Origin of the sequence: Pseudomonas sp. HPB0071 (assembly GCF_000478505.2) — a bacterium.
Taxonomy (GTDB): Bacteria; Pseudomonadota; Gammaproteobacteria; order Pseudomonadales; family Pseudomonadaceae; genus Chryseomonas; species Chryseomonas luteola.
The window spans coordinates 1-15,875 of sequence record NZ_KI517373.1; the positions used below are offsets into that span (position 1 = coordinate 1).

Sequence of the window (15,875 nt, forward strand, 5' to 3'; positions counted from 1 at the left end):
AATCCGTAGGCGACATCCTTACCACGCCGGTGGGCTCACGGCTCATGCGTAGAAGCTACGGCTGTGACCTCTTCGAGCTGATCGACAAACCCCTGAACGATGCCACCGCGCTGGAAGCCAAGGCCGTGGCCGTCATGGCCCTGATGCGCTGGGAGCCGCGCCTGCGCCTGACCCGTATTGGTTTGTCGATGGGCGACAGGCCCGGCCAGGCCTTTGTTGACCTGGAGGGCTACAGCACCGTTAGCGATGCGGCCGTGAGCCTGCGCGTTCCCTTAGCCTTTGGTGGAGTTTGAAATGGCCAGCACCTTTACACCGATTGACCTCTCCCAGCTGCCCGAGCCCACCATTGTCGAGCAGCTGGACTTCGAATCCATTTATGCCGAGCGTAAAGCGGGGCTGATCGCCCTGTATCCGGCCGATCAGCAGGCCACCATAGCTGCGCGCCTGGAGCTGGAATCCGAGCCGCTGGTCAAGCTCCTGCAGGAGAATGCCTACCGCGAGCTGCTCTTGCGTCAGCGCGTCAACGAGGCCGCCCTGGGCACCATGCTGGCCAAGGCCACCGGAACCGACCTCGAGCAGATCGCCGGCGGCGTCAACCTGACCCGCCTGACCATTACCCCGGCTGATACCACCAGCGTGCCGCCGGTTGCGGCGGTGATGGAAGGCGACGATGCCCTTCGCGAGCGCGTACAGATGGCCTGGGAAGGCCTGAGCGTAGCCGGCCCGCGTAATGCCTATATTCTGCATGCCCGCAACAGCAGCGGCCAGGTGGCCGACGCCTCGGCGGTCAGCCCTTCGCCTGCCGTGGTGGTCGTTACCGTTCAGGCCTATGACGGCGACGGCACCGCCTCGCCCGAGTTGCTGGAAATCGTGGCCGAGGCGCTCAACGATGAAGACGTGCGCCCGTTGGGGGATCGTGTCACCGTCCAGTCCGCCGAGATCCTGCGCTACAGCGTCAAGGCCCGGCTCTTCCTAGAAAACACCGGGGCCGAGTCCGAGCTGATCCTGCAGAGCGCCCAGAAAAACCTGGCTGCCTATGTAAACCGTCGTCGCCGCCTCGGCGTGATCGTGGCCCGCTCCGGCATCGATGCCGCGCTGCATGTGGCCGGTGTCGCCAAGGTCGAGCTGGATGGCTGGACCGATATTGTCCCCACCAGCGCCCAAGCCGCCTACTGCACCGGAACCAGCGTCACCCTGGGAGACCAGGCATGAGCCTGCTGCCACCTAATTCCACCAGGCTTGAACGGCTCGCCGCTGAGGCCCTGGCCCAGATTAAGCGCGTGCCCATTCCGCTGCGTGACCTGGTAGATCCGGACCGCTGCCCACTGGAGCTGTTGCCCTATCTCGCCTGGGCGCGTTCAGTGGATCGCTGGGACAGCGCCTGGTCGGAGAAGACCAAGCGCGAAGTCATCAAGGCCTCGTATTTCGTCCACTCGCACAAGGGCACTATCGGCGCGATCCGCCGCGTAGTCGAACCGCTGGGCTACCTGATCCGTGTCCGTGAGTGGTGGCAGGAGTCGCCCCAGGCCATGCCGGGCACCTTCAAGCTCGATATCGGCGTACTGGACAGCGGCATCACCGAGGAAATGTATGACGGCCTAGGCCTCTTGATCGATGACGCCAAGCCCCTCAGCCGCCACCTGACCGGCCTTGCCGTCAGCCTCGAAACACGCGGCACGCCCTACATGGGCGTTGCCACCTACCAGGGCGAGACGCTCACCGTTTACGCCTATCAACCCGAAGCCATTGTGGTCGGCGGCAGCTACTCGGCCGGCGGCATCTCTCACGACATTGACACCCTGAGCATCTACCCATGAGTCAGACCTATTACGCCATTCTCACCGCTATCGGTGAGGCCAAGCTGGCCAACGCGGCCGCGCTTAACACTACCCTCAAGATCAGCAAGATGGCCGTAGGCGACGGCGGCGGTAGCGTCCCTACCCCTGACCGTAGCCAAACCGCGCTCAAGGGCGAATGGTATCGCGCCGGGCTAAACAGCCTGACCGTGGACAAGGCCAACAGCAGCCAGGTCATCGCTGAGCTGGTGATCCCCGAAACTACCGGCGGCAGCTGGATCCGCGAGATGGGTCTGATCGATGCCGATGGCAACCTGATTGCGGTAGCCAATACCCCGCCCAGCTACAAGCCGCAGCTGGCTGAAGGTTCCGGCCGCACCCAAGTCCTGCGCATGGTCCTGATTGTCAGCAGCACCTCAAACGTCGAACTCAAGATCGACCCGAGCGTTGTGCTGGCCACACGCGGCTATGTGGACGATGCGATCACCGTGGCGATCAACCGGCTGGACAACAAGCAGTCGGTCCGTGCTGCCACGACCGCCAATATCACCCTGAGCGGTCTGCAGACCGTCGATGGCATTGCCCTGGTGGCCGGTGACCGCGTCCTGGTCAAGAACCAGACCACGGCCAACGGGAACGGGATCTATGTGGCCGGCACCGGCGGCTGGCTTCGTGCGGCCGATTCGGACGAAAACGCTGAGGTGACGCCGGGACTGACCGTATTTGTAGAGCAAGGCACAACGCAGGCCGACACGATCTGGAAGCTCACCACCGATGCGCCTATTACCCTGGGCAGCACCGCGCTGGTGTTTGCCGATATCACTCAGGGTTACATGCCTACCAGTGGCGGCACCTTTACCGGGCCGGTCAAAGGCCAGACACCGCCCCGTTTCGACATCAGCAAACAGTTCATTACCAGCGAGTTTCTCAAGCAGAATTCCGGGCATTTCAGCGGTTGGAATGCCGTCTCGGCCAATACCACGTTTACCGGCGCTGATTGCGGCACGCACCTGGTCACCAACGTAGGCACTGGCGATGTGGTTGGCACGCTACCCCTGGCGAACTCGGTACCGCCCGGTACGACCTTTACCCTCGCGCATGCCTCGGCAGCCATGAACAGCTTTTCTCTGGCCGGCCAAGGTACGGATGTGCTGGTGATGGATGGGCTGGACGCCAACATCTCGCCTTACAAGATGGTACCCAACGAGACCGTCACCCTGGTTTCCACCGGCGGAAGCACCTGGAAGATGGTTTACAGCAACGGTCCTCTGTTCCTGAAAAAAGGCATCAGCCAGCTCAAGGGCATGATCCGGTTGATCGCAAGCGGAGCCTTTACCGTTCCGGCCGGCGTGACCACCTTGTATGTCTCGGCCTGTGCCGGCGGTGGAGGCGGTGGCGGTGGAGCGGGCTACAACGCGAACTTTTCCGGCGGAGGCGGAGGTGGCGGCGCAGGCTATATTGCCCTCCGCGTCCCGGTTGCCGTCACACCTGGCCAGGTCTGGAACATCGTCATTGGTGCCGGCGGCGCGGCGGGTATCTCCGGCGCGAATGGCGGAGCCGGCGGTGATGGCGTAGCCGGTGGCAATACTTCGCTCACCTTGGCCGGCGCATCGACCAGCATCCTGACCCTTATGGGCGGTACAGGTGGCCGGGGCGGCGGCGCAGCGGCGCAAACCGGCGCAGGCGGTGCAGCCGGAAGCCCAGGCGGCTCCTGCGGTACCGATGGTCGCTCGCCTTCCATTGGTGGCGACGGCGGAGCCGGCGGTAACGGTCCCTACGGCATTGGCGGAGGCTCGGGTCGGGCCGGCAGCGGCCTGGGTGCCTCTGCAACCGGCGCGGTGGGTTTTGGTACCGGCGGAGGTGGTGGCGGTGCTTGCTACGGCTCGGCTGGTACAGGTGGTGCAGGTTCCGCCGGCATGCCCGGCTTTATGATAATCGAGTGGTAATTGATCATGCATTACGCCTACTTTGACCCTAATAACCGCGCAGTGCTGGGCTGGTTTGATACCGAAGCGTTTGAGGTAAACCTGCCGCCTGCAGAATTTCTGATCGAGCTAACCCAGACGCAATGGGATACCTACTCCAGCTCGACTTGCTGGGTGGACTACAGCGGCAAGCTGGTCACCTCTGCCCCTAAGCTGGTGATTCCGCTTGAACAGGCGGTTGCGGCCAAGCTGGCTGAGCTTGAAACCGCCTGTGCAGCCCAGATCGCAGCTGGCTTCACTTCCGATGCGCTGGGCGAGACCTACACCTACCCGGCCAGGCCGACCGACCAGTCCAACCTGCAGGCCTCGGTACTGGCTTCGATCCTGCCCGGCGTCGACGAGAGCTGGACGACCCCGTTCTGGTGCGCCGATACCGGGGGCAAATGGGCCTACCAGGCGCATACCGCCGCGCAGATTCAGCAGGTCGGTGTGGACGGCAAGAACGCTATTAACGCCGCCATTGCGCAAAAGATCGTGCTCGAGCAGCAGGTGGAGGCCGCCAAGACAGCAGCCGAAGTAGCAGCCATCATCTGGCCTAAAGATGAGGTAGCGGCATGATCCAGCTGGCCCTCTACAAGGCACCGGGCGACCTCTACGACAAACTGATCCGGATCTGGACGCGCAGCCCTTATTCGCACTGCGAGCTGGTCCTGGCCGATGGCCGCTTTGCCAGCAGCTCACCACGTGACGGTGGCGTACGGGCCAAACTGATCGAACCGGATCCAGCGGTCTGGGACTTCCTGCCGCTGCCCTGGGTAAGGGAGGAGGTAGTCGAGGAGCTGCTGCAGGCCGAGCAAGGCGCAGGCTATGACTGGGTCGGGATCCTGGGCAGCCAGATCCTGCCGGTTGGTATCCAGAGCCAGTCGCGCTGGTTTTGCTCGGAGTTCTGCGCTCAGGTGATTGGGCTGGAGCAGCCGCAGCGGTATTCGCCAGGTAGCCTATTCGAAACTATGTCCTGGGCACTCAAATTAGACTTTAATAGCCTAGGTAGCTAACGATTAGGAATGCAAGTTGATATGCCGGATCATGAAAAACACGGTCAGACCAAGCAAGCACTCTGGCTTGGGTGTATAGCTCTAGGAGCCGCGTCACTTCCACTCTGGTACATAATCGCGATGCAGGACAGCCAACACGAATACAAAGATATCGGGGCGTATTGCTCAATCATCCCGTTTGTTCTGGTCACGCTGTTTAGCGTGGTCCGCCGCTAAAGGTTATGAGGTGTTGATAGCTAAGAAGAGTCTGTCTACGGATCTTATTAGCTGTCTATATCCAGGTTCAAATAGGGAAATTGGAAGGATCAATCTGAAATGGACAAAGTAAACGGAGTTGTTTCCTGGGTTCCTGTTATTGCCACATTAGTCGGCGCAGGATTGGGGTTTTTGGCGTCATTTCTCACTACCTACTACAACCAGAATGCAGCTAGACAGACCGCCAAAAATCAAAGGGACAGGGAAAGAATAGAAGCGCTCTATAGGCTTATAGAAGTTGCGAAAATAGAACTATCGCGTGATCAGAAAAATGCGCTTTATGCCTCGGATGGCCTCTATAACGAAATCAGTTATTCGCCTGTAAAAGAAGGAGAGCTTTCGCCGTTCGTGGAGATTGAAATGCTCATTGATCTCTACTTTCCCAGCCTTAAAGAAAAACACCAGCAATTTGATAATTCCCGATCCGAATTTAGAGTCCTTTGTCTACGGCTGATGGATGAGCCTATGCAAAGTAAAATTCGGACAACTCAAGAGTTAGAGCTACGTGAGTTGCACTATCACTTTGAAAAAGTGTGTGATGATCTTTATTGCCTTAAGGCGATTCTGCCTGAACTAATTGAGTCTTAATCTTGTAAATCCCCGTCTTACAACCCGCGCCTGATGAACCCGGCGCGGGTTTCCCTCAGCCTTGCCGGTGTCATTCACCTGTGCAGGCACACCTCCAATGGCCGACTACTTACACGGCGTCCGAGTTGAAGAAATCAACGAAGGCACCCGTTCCATTTCCACCGTTTCTACTGCGATTGTCGGGATGGTCGTCACTGCAGACGACGCCGACGCCGCTGCGTTTCCCCTAAACAAACCCGTTCTGATCACCAACGTCCAGACCGCTGCCGGCAAGGCTGGCACCAAGGGCACCATGGCCGAGGCCCTGCAGGCCATTGCTGACCAGTCCAAGCCCGTCACCGTTCTGGTCCGCGTCCCCGAAGGCGCAACTGAGGCCGAGACCGTCTCCAACATCATTGGCGGATCCGCGAACGGCAAGTACACCGGCATGAAGGCCCTGCTGTCCGCCAAGGCTCAGTTGGGCGTCACTCCGCGCATTCTGGGCGTGCCCGGCCTGGACACTCAGGCTGTCACCTCTGCCCTGGTCAGCATTGCCCAGAAACTACGCGCCTTTGTCTACGCGAGCGCCTGGAACTGCGAAACCATGGAAGAGGCCGTGGCCTACCGTAACCAGTTCGGTGCGCGAGAGCTGATGCTGCTCTGGCCTGACTTCCTGGCCTGGAGCACCTCATCCAATGCCACCGTGACCGCCAACGCAACCGCCCGAGCCCTGGGCCTGCGTGCGCAACTGGATAAGGAGGTCGGCTGGCACAAGACCCTGTCCAACGCCCCGGTCAATGGCGTCACCGGCATTAGCAAGGATGTGTTCTTCGACCTGCAGGATCCCTCGACCGACAGCAACTACCTCAACAGCCATGAGGTCACCACGCTGATCAACCAGAGCGGCTATCGCTTCTGGGGTTCGCGCACCACCACAGACGACTCGCTGTTTGCCTTCGAAAACTACACCCGTACCGCTCAGGTGCTCATGGACACCATGGCCGAGGCGCATTTCACCTTTGTGGACAAGCCCATGCACCCCAGCCTGGCCCGCGACATCATCGAAGGCATCAACGCCAAGCTGCGCGATTTGACCGCCCAGGGCTACCTGCTTGGCGGCGAGTGCTGGTACGACGAAGAGGCCAACACCAAGGAAACCCTGAAGGCTGGCCAGCTGCGTCTGGACTATGACTACACCCCGGTCCCGCCCCTGGAAGACCTGACCCTGCGGCAGCGCATCACCGACTCGTACCTGACGAGCTTTGCTGACCGCGTGAATTCCTAACCCTTTTGCATACGCGCGCTTTCGAGCGCGCCCCAGGAGAGCTGCCGCTATGGCCCTACCCCGCAAACTGAAAAACCTGAATTTCTTCAACGAGGGCTACAACTACCTCGGCGAAGCCAAGAGCGTCACCCTGCCCTCGCTCGGCCGCAAGATGGAAAGCTACCGAGGCGGCGGCATGAACGGCCCCGTTAAGGTCGACTTTGGCATGAGCGACGATGGCCTGCAGCTGGAGTGGACGCTGGGTGGCCTGGACGTCACCGTGCTCAAGCAGTTCGGCGTGACCAATGCCAGCGGCGTGATGCTGCGCTTTGCCGGCTCCTACCAGCAGGACGATACCGCTACCGATATGTCCGTTGAGATCGTGGTTCGCGGCCGTCACGAAACCATTGAGATGGGCGACGCGGCTCCAGGCGAAGACACCGAGCACAAGATCACCACCACTTGCACCTACTACAAGCTCACCGTTGATGGCGAAGTGGTGATCGAGATCGATCTGCTCAATTTCATTGAGAAAGTTGGCGGCGTTGATCGTCTTGAAGGCCAGCGCAAAGCGCTGGGCATGTAAGCCATTTTTTCGATTCAGAAATTTCTAAATTACAAATGTGCCCGTTTCGGCGGGCACTCTGATAAGGAGCGTTTTCCCATGACTACCCCAGCCCAAGACCAGGCCGTTACCGCTGAAGTCAAAACCAACCCGCACACCATTGTCCTGGACGAGCCCATCAAGCGCGGCGAGCAGGTCATTGACCGGATCACCCTGCGCAAACCCAAGGCCGGCGAGCTGCGCGGCATTGCCCTGTCCGATCTGCTCAAGTTGGATGTACTGGCCGTAATGAAGGTCCTGCCGCGTATCAGCTTGCCCAGCATTAGCGAAGCCGAGGCCCGTTCCATGGATCCGGCCGATCTGGTCCAGGTGGGGGTGCAGATCTCCGATTTTTTGCTGCAGAGGTCGCTGAAGGTGGAGCTCTCCCCCGACGCGTAGAGGATGCGATGGCGGATCTCGCCATCACCTTTCACTGGCCACCGGCCCAGCTGGATGAGCTGGGCCTGGCCGAACTGATGGAATGGCGTGAACGCGCCCGGCAACGAGTGAGCCCCGATGGCAGCCAATAGCCTACAGATCCGAGTGCTGCTATCGGCACTCGACAAAGTGACCGCCCCGCTTAAACGCATCATGGCCGGCAGCAACAGCACGGCCAAAGCGCTCAAGGCCGCCCGCGATCAGGTCAAGGCTCTGAATGCGCAGCAGTCTGATATCTCAAGCTATAACCGGCAGCATGATGCCGTCCGGCAAACCGGCGAAGAACTTGCCCGCGCACAGCAGCGGCTCAGGCAGTACCAGGAGCAACTCAAGGCTATGGACGCCCCGTCTGCAGCCTTTCAAAAGACCTTTATCAATGCCAGCGCGGCGGTGGATCGGCTCAAGACCAAGCACGGCGAGCAACGCGCCGAGCTGCAGCGGCTGATTCCCAAGCTACGTGAAGCCGGGATCGATACCCGTAACCTTGCCGAGAGTGAAAAGCAGCTCAAGACGCGCATCGATGCCGCCAACGAAGCCTATAAAACGCAAAAGGAACGCCTGGCTTCCGTAGCGGCCAAGCAGGAAAAGCTGGCCAGGGTAAAGGCCAGCTACTCCAAAGGCCAGGAGCTGGCCGGTAGCGCGGCCATGCTGGGGGCTAGCTCCGCAGCTACAGGAGCTGCGCTCGGTGGCCCTATCGTGGGCATCGTCAAGAACTACTCAAGCTTTGAAGATGCCATGCTGGGCGTAGCCAAGCAGGTTGAGGGCGCACGCGATGATAACGGCAAGCTCACCAGTACCTATTACGAGATGGGCGAGGCCATCAAAAAGATGTCCGAGACCATCCCGATGGCCTCGACCGAGATTGCAGCCCTGGTCGAAGGCGGCGCTCGGATGGGTATTCAGGGCAAGGACAACCTGCTCGAATTTGCCCGCGTTGCTGCCAATGCTTCCACTGCGTTTGAAATTCCGGCCGATCAGATTGGTGAAAACCTGGCTCGAATTGCAGATCTCTTTAAGGTCCCTATCAAGAACGTCAGCCAGCTGGGCGATGTGATCAACTACCTGGACGACAACGCCAAGTCCAAAGGCGCGGACATCATCGATGTGATGCAGCGCGTGGCCGGTGTAACAGCTTCGGTCGGAATGAGCTACAAGGACGCCGCTGCGCTCGGCAGTACCTTCCTGACGTTGGGATCTTCGGCCGAGGTTGCTGGTACAGCCACTAACGCCATGATCCGCGAGCTGGCCATTGCCAACGAACAGCCCAAGCGGTTCCAGGCCGGTTTAAAAGCCCTGGGCATGGAGTCCAAGAAGATCCAGACGAGCATGACCAAAGACGCGACCGGAACCATCCTCAAGGTACTCGATGCGCTCAAGAAACTACCGCAGGAGCAGCAGCTGACGGTGGCTACACAGCTCTTTGGCAAGGAATACGGCGACGATGCCTCGAAGCTCGCCAACAACCTGGAGGAATACCGCCGGCAGCTGGAGTTGACGAAAAGTGCCAAGGGCAACGGCTCGATGCAGCGCGAGAGTGATATTCGAGGCGATGCGCTTTCAGCGCGTGCGACGATGTCCCAAAACCGTCTGTTCAACCTGTCGGCTGACCTCGGCAAAACATTGCGCCCTGCCCTGATCGAGATCATGGACAAGCTCAACGGTGTCCTGGAAAAAGTCACCGCCTGGGCTGCGGCCAATCCTGCACTTGTTACTACCCTATTGAAGGTCACTGCCGGCGTTGCGGCGGCCTCCATGGCGTTTGGCACACTGGCATTAGGCCTAGCCGGTATTCTCGGTCCAGGCCTTGCCATTCGCTTCATGTTCGCCCAGTTAGGTGTGCGAATCCCAAGCCTGATCGGCGGGCTATTCAGCCTGGCCAAGAATGCCCTGCCCATGGTAGCCACCGGTATCCGACTGGTGACGGCGGCCGCCATGGCCAACCCGATCCTGGCCCTCATCACCGGCATTGCTTTGGCCGCCACGCTGATCTACCAGAATTGGGAGACAGTTGGGCCCTGGTTTGCCTCGCTCTGGCAGGAGATTAAAAGTGGCTTTTCCAATGGCATCGCAGGCGTTGTTGGACTTCTGGCCAACTTTAGTCCGCTTGGGCTTATGTATAGCGCCTGGTCCGGCGTTCTGAACTACCTGGGCATTGAGCTGCCCGCCAAGTTTACCGGCTTTGGTGGCATGATCATTGATGGATTAATCAACGGCATGACCGGCCAGCTGGGTGCGCTTAGGGACTCGGTTGTAAACGTTGCCGGGGCGATGTGGACCTCTTTTAAAGAGAAGATGGGCATTCACTCGCCCAGCCGCGTATTTGCCCAGCTGGGCGACTTCACGATGCAGGGGCTAGCTGTAGGTCTAGCCAAGGGCGAAGACGGTCCTCTATCGCAAATGGCGAATACCGCCAAGCGGCTGACCGCTGCCGGTGCGGTCGCCGTTGGCGTGGGTACTGCAGCCACTCCGGCCATGGCGGGCATTACCTTTGATGATAGGCCTCCAGTTTCGCAGCGTGCTGCGCCGGCACCGGTGGCAGGCGACACCTATCACTTTACGATCAATGCCGCTCCAGGCATGGACGCGCAGGCCATCGCCAAGGCGGTACGCGCCGAGCTGGCCAGGGCCAAGTCTGAACAATCCGCACGCGGCCGCAGCAGTCTACGAGACCAGGAGTAACCCGCCATGATGATGGCCCTAGGACGTTTTATCTTTAGCCTTTCCACCCTGGCCTACCAGGAGCTGCAACGGCAAACCGAGTACCGGCACGCGAGCAGCTCGCGTGTAGGTGCGCCGCCGGCGCGTCAGTTCGTGGGTAAGGGCGACGACAGCATCACCCTGCCCGGCTGGGTCGCGCCGGAGCTTACGGGTACTGCTGCCAGCTTGGACGTGCTGCGCTATATGGCTGAGTCCGGCTCGGCCTGGCCCATGATCGAGGGCACCGGCCGCATCATGGGCGTGTGGGTGATCGAAAACATCAGCGAGACCAGGACGATCTTCTTTCGTGACGGTGCGGCTCGGCGTATCGAGTTCACCCTGTCGCTCAAGCGCATCGATAACGACCGCACCGACATATTGGGTGCCGGTATCGCCTCGGCCAATGGCATCTTGCGGAGCATCTTATGATCCGTGAAGCCATTAACCAGGCCACTGGCCAACTGCGCAAGCTGTACGACCAAGAGGTTAACGGTGCCAGCTATCCAGTCGCTATCTATAAGCTCACCGTCGACGGGACGGACATCAGCAACCTGATAGCGCCGCGGCTGATTAGCCTGGACCTGACCGACAACCGAGGCCTGGAAGCCGATCAGCTCAGCATTGTGCTGAGCGACCATGATGGCCTGCTCGCTATCCCACCGCGCGGAGCCAAGGTGCGCCTCTGGCTAGGCTGGAATACCACCGGCCTGGTCGACAAGGGCACCTATATCGTCGATGAGACCGAGCACAGCGGCGCGCCGGACGTGCTGAGCATTCGTGCCCGCAGCGCGGACCTGAGAAAGACGCTCAAGGCTAAGCGAGACGCCGGCTACACCAACACCACCCTGGGTACGATTCTGCGCACCATCGCCACCCGGCAAGGCCTCATGCCGGTCATTGCCAAGGAGCTGGACACGCTCCAGGTGCTGCAGCTGGACCAGACCGGCGAATCCGACGCCAACCTGCTCACCCGCCTGGGCGAAGATCACGATGCGGTGGCCACCATCAAGGCCGGCCGGCTGATCTTTATCCAACAGGGAAAGGGCAAGACAGCCAGCGGCGCAGATTTGGGTCATATCACCCTCACCCGCGAGGACGGCGACCAGCACAGCTACCTGCAGGCCGACCGGGAGAGCTACGAAGGCGTACGCGCGTATTACTACGATGTAAACAGCGCAAAGAAACAGCACGCCATTGCCGGTGGTGGAGACAACCTCAAGGACCTGCGACACACCTACAGCGACCAGGCCAGTGCCCTGCGTGCCGCACGCGCTGAATGGAATCGCCTGCAGCGCGGTACCGCCACCCTCACCTACCAGCTGGCCCTGGGCCGGCCGGATTTGATACCCGAACTCAGCTACACGCTCATGGGCGTCAAGGCCGAGATCGACGCGATCATCTGGCATGGCGGCAACGTCCAGCACAACCTAACCGCAGACGGTGGCTACACCACGCGGCTGGATCTGGAGGCGAAGCTTCCCGAAGACCTGGTTTCGGATCTGTTCGAGGAAGTCCAGGGCGACTATACCGGCGTGATTGCGTACTACCGTGACAAGGCGACCGGCAAAGAGGTAGCGGTGACGGCAGGTGATCAGACCAAGCCTAAGCGGTTGCACTACCTGTATGCCAATAAGCACACGGCAAAGCGCGCCGTAGAGCGGGAGTGGAAAAAGCTGCAGGAAGCAAAAGCGGCGGAATAGACACACAAAAAGTGCTTATACAGTATTGTGAACTGTATCTATATACACTACCATTCATCTAATACTGGTTGGTTATACAGTATTTTTGTGTGACAGGATCTACAAAAGGAGTTGTTTTACTGATGTACAAGCATAACGGATTTATTGCAGATCCTGTAAACATAAAAGCCCAACAAGTCAGTTGGGCTCTCCAGTTTTTAAGCCTGTTTGCACAGCTCCATACCTTTAGCTATCAGACCCGTCGGGGGTATCTTCCAAGAAGTCCCCATAGCCTCCGAGGCGGGATCAGTACGCCAGATCTGCTCAAAATCTTCCCATCCATACTTCTTGGCGTGCGTTCGCGCGGAGCCATTAAGCGCATAAGTCACGCCATTGGCTTTTACGGTGATGAGCGTAGGTGGTTCACAGGCCAGTTCGACTTGATCAACCGTGAGCGGCCATTTCTCACCGTATTCGCTCTTGCTTATGGTATTGGCAGGCTCTGCTGTATTAGTGGATTCAGAGCTGTTCAAAAGCCAGATGGTAATTCCCAAAAAGGCAAGAGTAAGAGCCAAATAATACCAGCGAGCTCCAGGCGTTTTAATGCCACAATTTGGGCAGGTTTTCGCATTAGAAACTACTTGGTGTTTGCATTTCCTGCATACAGTAAGAGCCATTTAGAAGGGTTCCTTTTTTATTTCCGACAACATCCAGCCACCTTGGCCGGAACTGGTATAGCTATATCAGTGATCGTTTTCAGACCCTTTATTAATCGATGCAACAGCGAAGGCTATATGCGTGATGGACTCCTTACTGAAGCTCGACATTTGGCGATAAAAGCCGAGCAGCCTAGCTTCTTCAGCCGACAGACTCGCCTCTTCTATAGGGACATGTTGGCCAGTGAGCACATAGAGAACATCAACCCCCTTATTGGCGAGTGCAGACAAATATTCTGCATCTGGGCTTCGCTCATCCTTTTCATATTTCACTTGGGCATTGGTCTTGATTCCGCCAATGGCACCAAAGAGGGTTTGGGACAAACAAAGCCGTTCACGCTCTTCACGCAACCGGCTGCCGATTGAACTCATTTGAATAAACTTGACCTATTGACTTAACTCAAATGGGTGATAGAGTTCGCTTGACTTAACTCAATTGAACAGTTTTGAACGGTTTTGAACTATGCCAGCGCTGCGCACACCTGCACAAGCTCGGGAAGCTCTCGAGCGGGAAGGAAAAAGTATTGCTGAGTTCGCCCGTGAACACGGATTAGATGAACCGACTGTTTACCAAGTACTAGCAGGCAAGAAGAAAGGGAGAAGAGGTATGGCCCATAACGCTGCAGTACTTCTAGGTATCAAGGACGGCGACATCATCACTGCCGTAGCAACAGAGTAAGACCAGGCGGATAAGAGGGAAACGAGAACATGAAAAAGAGCGTTCTAGAGACTCGCCGTCAGGTGGCCAGCGCAGTGATCTGTGACTACCCAGGCGGGCGCGAATGTGCAGCCGCTCGTCTGGGCATGCCGCTCAAGAAGTTCGATAACCACCTGTATGAGAACGCGGGCAGCCGTCCTCTGACTGACGACCAGATCGTCCAGCTGGAAAAGGATGCGGGTACCACGCATTTGCCGGACTACATCGCGGCCCAATACGGCGGTGTGTTCGTGAAACTCGACGAGGCAGGCAACCTGGACAACATCGATCTGTATACCTTTGCCGTGAACACTACGGTCAAGCGTGGCCTGGTCGATCAGATCATCGCCAAGGCTTTAGAAGATGGCGTCGTGGACGAAAGCGAGATAGCCCAAATATTAGCTGCACACCGTCAACACATGAGCGCACGCTGCACCGAGGTGTACTCGGTTATTGCGTTGCATTCGAAACCACCAGGCTCAAGGCATTAATCGCCTCGCCAGTTAACCAGGCCCAGCAGTATCAAAGGTAACGAGAATGAAGTACGTACCTGAAGAATTTGGCCTCAATGCCACCGCTTCCGAGGATAGGGGAGCTGCAAAACCATGGGAGCAATGGCAATGAAATGCCCATGCTGCCGTGAAAAGCTCCGTAACCGCACCACGAAAGAGGAAGTGCCATGTTTCAAAAACATCTGGCTCGAGTGCACAAACTTCGAGTGTGGGGCTACGTTCGCTGGTCATCAAGTCATTGTTCATCAACTCCGGCCCTCTGGCCTGGCCAATCCCTTCATGCAAGTGCCTATGGCACCGACCGTGACGGGCAAGCTCAAGCCCAAGATCCCGCAGGGTACAACCAAGCCAGCTTTGCTGGATAAACCCGGCCTGGAGCAGCGTCCATGAATATTCAGATCTCTGAACACTACCTGGACCGCATGCAGGCCGCTGCCCTCTCCTTCCTGATTCGTCACCAAGCCGAGCACCTGAGCAATACGGATCAGCTGATCGAGCGCGCCGTGACCCACCTCAACGAGCGGTTGCAGGTGCCAGAACACACGGCCAAGCGCCTGGTCGAGCGTGCCTATTCCGAACTCAAGCCCGAGCCCGAGCATCGCTACCTGGACGTAGACAGCAGCACCGGTCTGGTCGCCGTGCTTGTGGATCCGGAATCAGGCCGGCGTTACCGAATACCTATAGCGGAAGTCTTCGCGGCCTGTATCGACGATCCGGATCTGCCGCCTAAACCCAGCTCAACTCACTAATACCAGCCCAAAATTCTCAATGGGTTTGGGGAAGCTTTGCCCGCTGTACAAGGAAACGTTATGCAAACCGCTCAAAACACCGCTGCAAAGGTCCTGCAGCGCAAAGGTAAAACGCGCCGTGCTCCAGCTGATTCGCCGGCCTCTGCGTTTTATCTGCCAGTGGCCAAGCGGGGCAAACCGTTACCTGACCGGGACAAGACTAGGGTAGCCACGCTATCCGATGATCAACGGCGGACGTTTCTGGGCGAAGCTGCAAGACGAATCAAAATAGAGGCCTGCGAGCGTAAGGGAGCATGGCTGCGCTCGCTTGACTGCGTTCACCAGTCTGGCCGCCGTGTCAGGCAGGAAGTGTGGAGCAAGATTGCGGCCATCGCCGAGCCGATGATGGCCCGTGTCGATATCGCCACAATGGTGCTTGGCTGGATGGATAATGACGGTCAATTCCACCTGAACCTGCAGAACGGTATCGCGGTAGATGCCGAGATCCATCAGTGCTCCCTTTCGCGCACGCTAAAAATTCTGGAAAAAGCGCGCTACATCCGCCGCGAGCAGAAGCGACTGTTTCATGATGGCAAGCGCTGGATCACCCGTACCATGATTATCCTGCGGGAGCGTTTGTTCATCGAGCTGGGCCTGGCTCACCAGCTCAAGCAGGCTCGGGAGCGTAAGAAAGAAAAGCGCCGGCTAAAGCTCCAGGAAATCCAGCGCCGAGCCCAGCAGCAAGCCCTACAGCAGGCCGAGGCCTCTATGGCCAAACAAGCCCGCCGCCGTGACTTCCAGGCACGTGAGCGAATCGCTACAGAAAACCAGCAACATGAGCAGCAGGTTGGGGATGTAAGCCGGAACCCCAGAAATTTCCGTCACCCTAGTTGGGTGGGCTCAACACTCGTGTCACCAGCTACCTTCTGGAGAATCGAGCTC

At 58.5% G+C, this 15,875-nt stretch carries 21 protein-coding genes; 19 read left to right on the plus strand and 2 right to left on the minus strand.

All coding sequences use genetic code 11. The features are described from left to right. From HMPREF1487_RS26010 to HMPREF1487_RS26085, 14 genes are all read left to right on the plus strand, one after another. On the plus strand, window positions 1–293 hold a 293-nt coding region (locus HMPREF1487_RS26010), incomplete at its 5' end, for a GPW/gp25 family protein (protein ID WP_010799780.1). Between the two features lies 1 nt (window position 294). Further along, window positions 295–1,212, plus strand: a complete 918-nt coding sequence (locus HMPREF1487_RS26015) for a baseplate J/gp47 family protein (protein ID WP_010799781.1) — start codon at window positions 295–297, stop codon at window positions 1,210–1,212. Then, window positions 1,209–1,817, plus strand: a complete 609-nt coding sequence (locus tag HMPREF1487_RS26020) for a phage tail protein I (RefSeq protein ID WP_010799782.1) — start codon at window positions 1,209–1,211, stop codon at window positions 1,815–1,817. The genes HMPREF1487_RS26015 and HMPREF1487_RS26020 overlap by 4 nt, the downstream gene beginning before the upstream one ends. After that, window positions 1,814–3,742 carry a phage tail protein gene (locus HMPREF1487_RS26580; protein WP_010799783.1) on the plus strand — a complete coding sequence of 643 codons (1,929 nt, stop codon included), beginning with the start codon at window positions 1,814–1,816 and terminating at the stop codon, window positions 3,740–3,742. The genes HMPREF1487_RS26020 and HMPREF1487_RS26580 overlap by 4 nt, the downstream gene beginning before the upstream one ends. A 6-nt stretch (window positions 3,743–3,748) precedes the next feature. Then, window positions 3,749–4,339, plus strand: a complete 591-nt coding sequence (locus HMPREF1487_RS26035; RefSeq protein ID WP_010799784.1) for a DUF4376 domain-containing protein — start codon at window positions 3,749–3,751, stop codon at window positions 4,337–4,339. Next, on the plus strand, window positions 4,336–4,776 hold the full coding sequence (locus tag HMPREF1487_RS26040; RefSeq protein WP_010799785.1) for a hypothetical protein: 441 nt from the start codon (window positions 4,336–4,338) through the stop codon (window positions 4,774–4,776). The genes HMPREF1487_RS26035 and HMPREF1487_RS26040 overlap by 4 nt, the downstream gene beginning before the upstream one ends. Before the next feature lie 315 nt (window positions 4,777–5,091). Further along, complete coding sequence (locus HMPREF1487_RS26050) at window positions 5,092–5,619, plus strand: hypothetical protein (RefSeq protein WP_010799787.1); 528 nt, start codon at window positions 5,092–5,094, stop codon at window positions 5,617–5,619. 97 nt (window positions 5,620–5,716) lie between these two features. Next, complete coding sequence (locus tag HMPREF1487_RS26055; protein ID WP_010799788.1) at window positions 5,717–6,883, plus strand: phage tail sheath protein; 1,167 nt, start codon at window positions 5,717–5,719, stop codon at window positions 6,881–6,883. A gap of 49 nt (window positions 6,884–6,932) precedes the next feature. Then, entirely contained in the window at window positions 6,933–7,448 is a 516-nt protein-coding gene (locus HMPREF1487_RS26060) for a phage major tail tube protein (RefSeq protein ID WP_010799789.1), read from the plus strand. 78 nt (window positions 7,449–7,526) lie between these two features. Then, entirely contained in the window at window positions 7,527–7,865 is a 339-nt protein-coding gene (locus tag HMPREF1487_RS26065; RefSeq protein WP_010799790.1) for a phage tail assembly protein, read from the plus strand. A gap of 8 nt (window positions 7,866–7,873) precedes the next feature. Then, complete coding sequence (locus tag HMPREF1487_RS27165) at window positions 7,874–7,996, plus strand: GpE family phage tail protein (protein ID WP_010799791.1); 123 nt, start codon at window positions 7,874–7,876, stop codon at window positions 7,994–7,996. Beyond that, window positions 7,983–10,583 carry a phage tail tape measure protein gene (locus tag HMPREF1487_RS26075; RefSeq protein WP_010799792.1) on the plus strand — a complete coding sequence of 867 codons (2,601 nt, stop codon included), beginning with the start codon at window positions 7,983–7,985 and terminating at the stop codon, window positions 10,581–10,583. Before HMPREF1487_RS27165 ends, HMPREF1487_RS26075 begins: the two co-directional genes overlap by 14 nt. A 6-nt stretch (window positions 10,584–10,589) precedes the next feature. Then, the gene (locus tag HMPREF1487_RS26080; RefSeq protein WP_010799793.1) at window positions 10,590–11,030 is read left to right on the plus strand and encodes a phage tail protein; all 441 of its coding nucleotides are present in this window, start codon (window positions 10,590–10,592) and stop codon (window positions 11,028–11,030) included. Further along, the gene (locus HMPREF1487_RS26085) at window positions 11,027–12,301 is read left to right on the plus strand and encodes a phage late control D family protein (RefSeq protein WP_010799794.1); all 1,275 of its coding nucleotides are present in this window, start codon (window positions 11,027–11,029) and stop codon (window positions 12,299–12,301) included. Before HMPREF1487_RS26080 ends, HMPREF1487_RS26085 begins: the two co-directional genes overlap by 4 nt. A 197-nt stretch (window positions 12,302–12,498) precedes the next feature. Here HMPREF1487_RS26085 and HMPREF1487_RS27170 read toward each other — a convergent pair whose 3' ends face one another. Continuing rightward, window positions 12,499–12,957, minus strand: a complete 459-nt coding sequence (locus tag HMPREF1487_RS27170) for a DUF2511 domain-containing protein (protein ID WP_010799795.1) — start codon at window positions 12,955–12,957, stop codon at window positions 12,499–12,501. Window positions 12,958–13,023: 66 nt separating this feature from the next. After that, window positions 13,024–13,368, minus strand: coding sequence for a helix-turn-helix domain-containing protein (locus tag HMPREF1487_RS27175; RefSeq protein ID WP_010799796.1), 345 nt, complete (start codon window positions 13,366–13,368; stop codon window positions 13,024–13,026). A gap of 91 nt (window positions 13,369–13,459) precedes the next feature. Here HMPREF1487_RS27175 and HMPREF1487_RS26100 point away from each other — a divergent pair, with 91 nt between their 5' ends. From HMPREF1487_RS26100 to HMPREF1487_RS26120, 5 genes are all read left to right on the plus strand, one after another. Further along, complete coding sequence (locus HMPREF1487_RS26100) at window positions 13,460–13,675, plus strand: DNA-binding protein (protein WP_010799797.1); 216 nt, start codon at window positions 13,460–13,462, stop codon at window positions 13,673–13,675. 29 nt (window positions 13,676–13,704) lie between these two features. After that, window positions 13,705–14,184, plus strand: a complete 480-nt coding sequence (locus tag HMPREF1487_RS26105) for a YmfL family putative regulatory protein (protein WP_010799798.1) — start codon at window positions 13,705–13,707, stop codon at window positions 14,182–14,184. Between the two features lie 129 nt (window positions 14,185–14,313). Beyond that, window positions 14,314–14,595 carry an ogr/Delta-like zinc finger family protein gene (locus HMPREF1487_RS26110; protein WP_051370305.1) on the plus strand — a complete coding sequence of 94 codons (282 nt, stop codon included), beginning with the start codon at window positions 14,314–14,316 and terminating at the stop codon, window positions 14,593–14,595. Further along, on the plus strand, window positions 14,592–14,954 hold the full coding sequence (locus HMPREF1487_RS26115; protein ID WP_010799800.1) for a hypothetical protein: 363 nt from the start codon (window positions 14,592–14,594) through the stop codon (window positions 14,952–14,954). Before HMPREF1487_RS26110 ends, HMPREF1487_RS26115 begins: the two co-directional genes overlap by 4 nt. Window positions 14,955–15,014: 60 nt before the next feature. Next, the coding region (locus tag HMPREF1487_RS26120; RefSeq protein ID WP_010799801.1) for a hypothetical protein at window positions 15,015–15,875 on the plus strand (861 nt) is incomplete at its 3' end.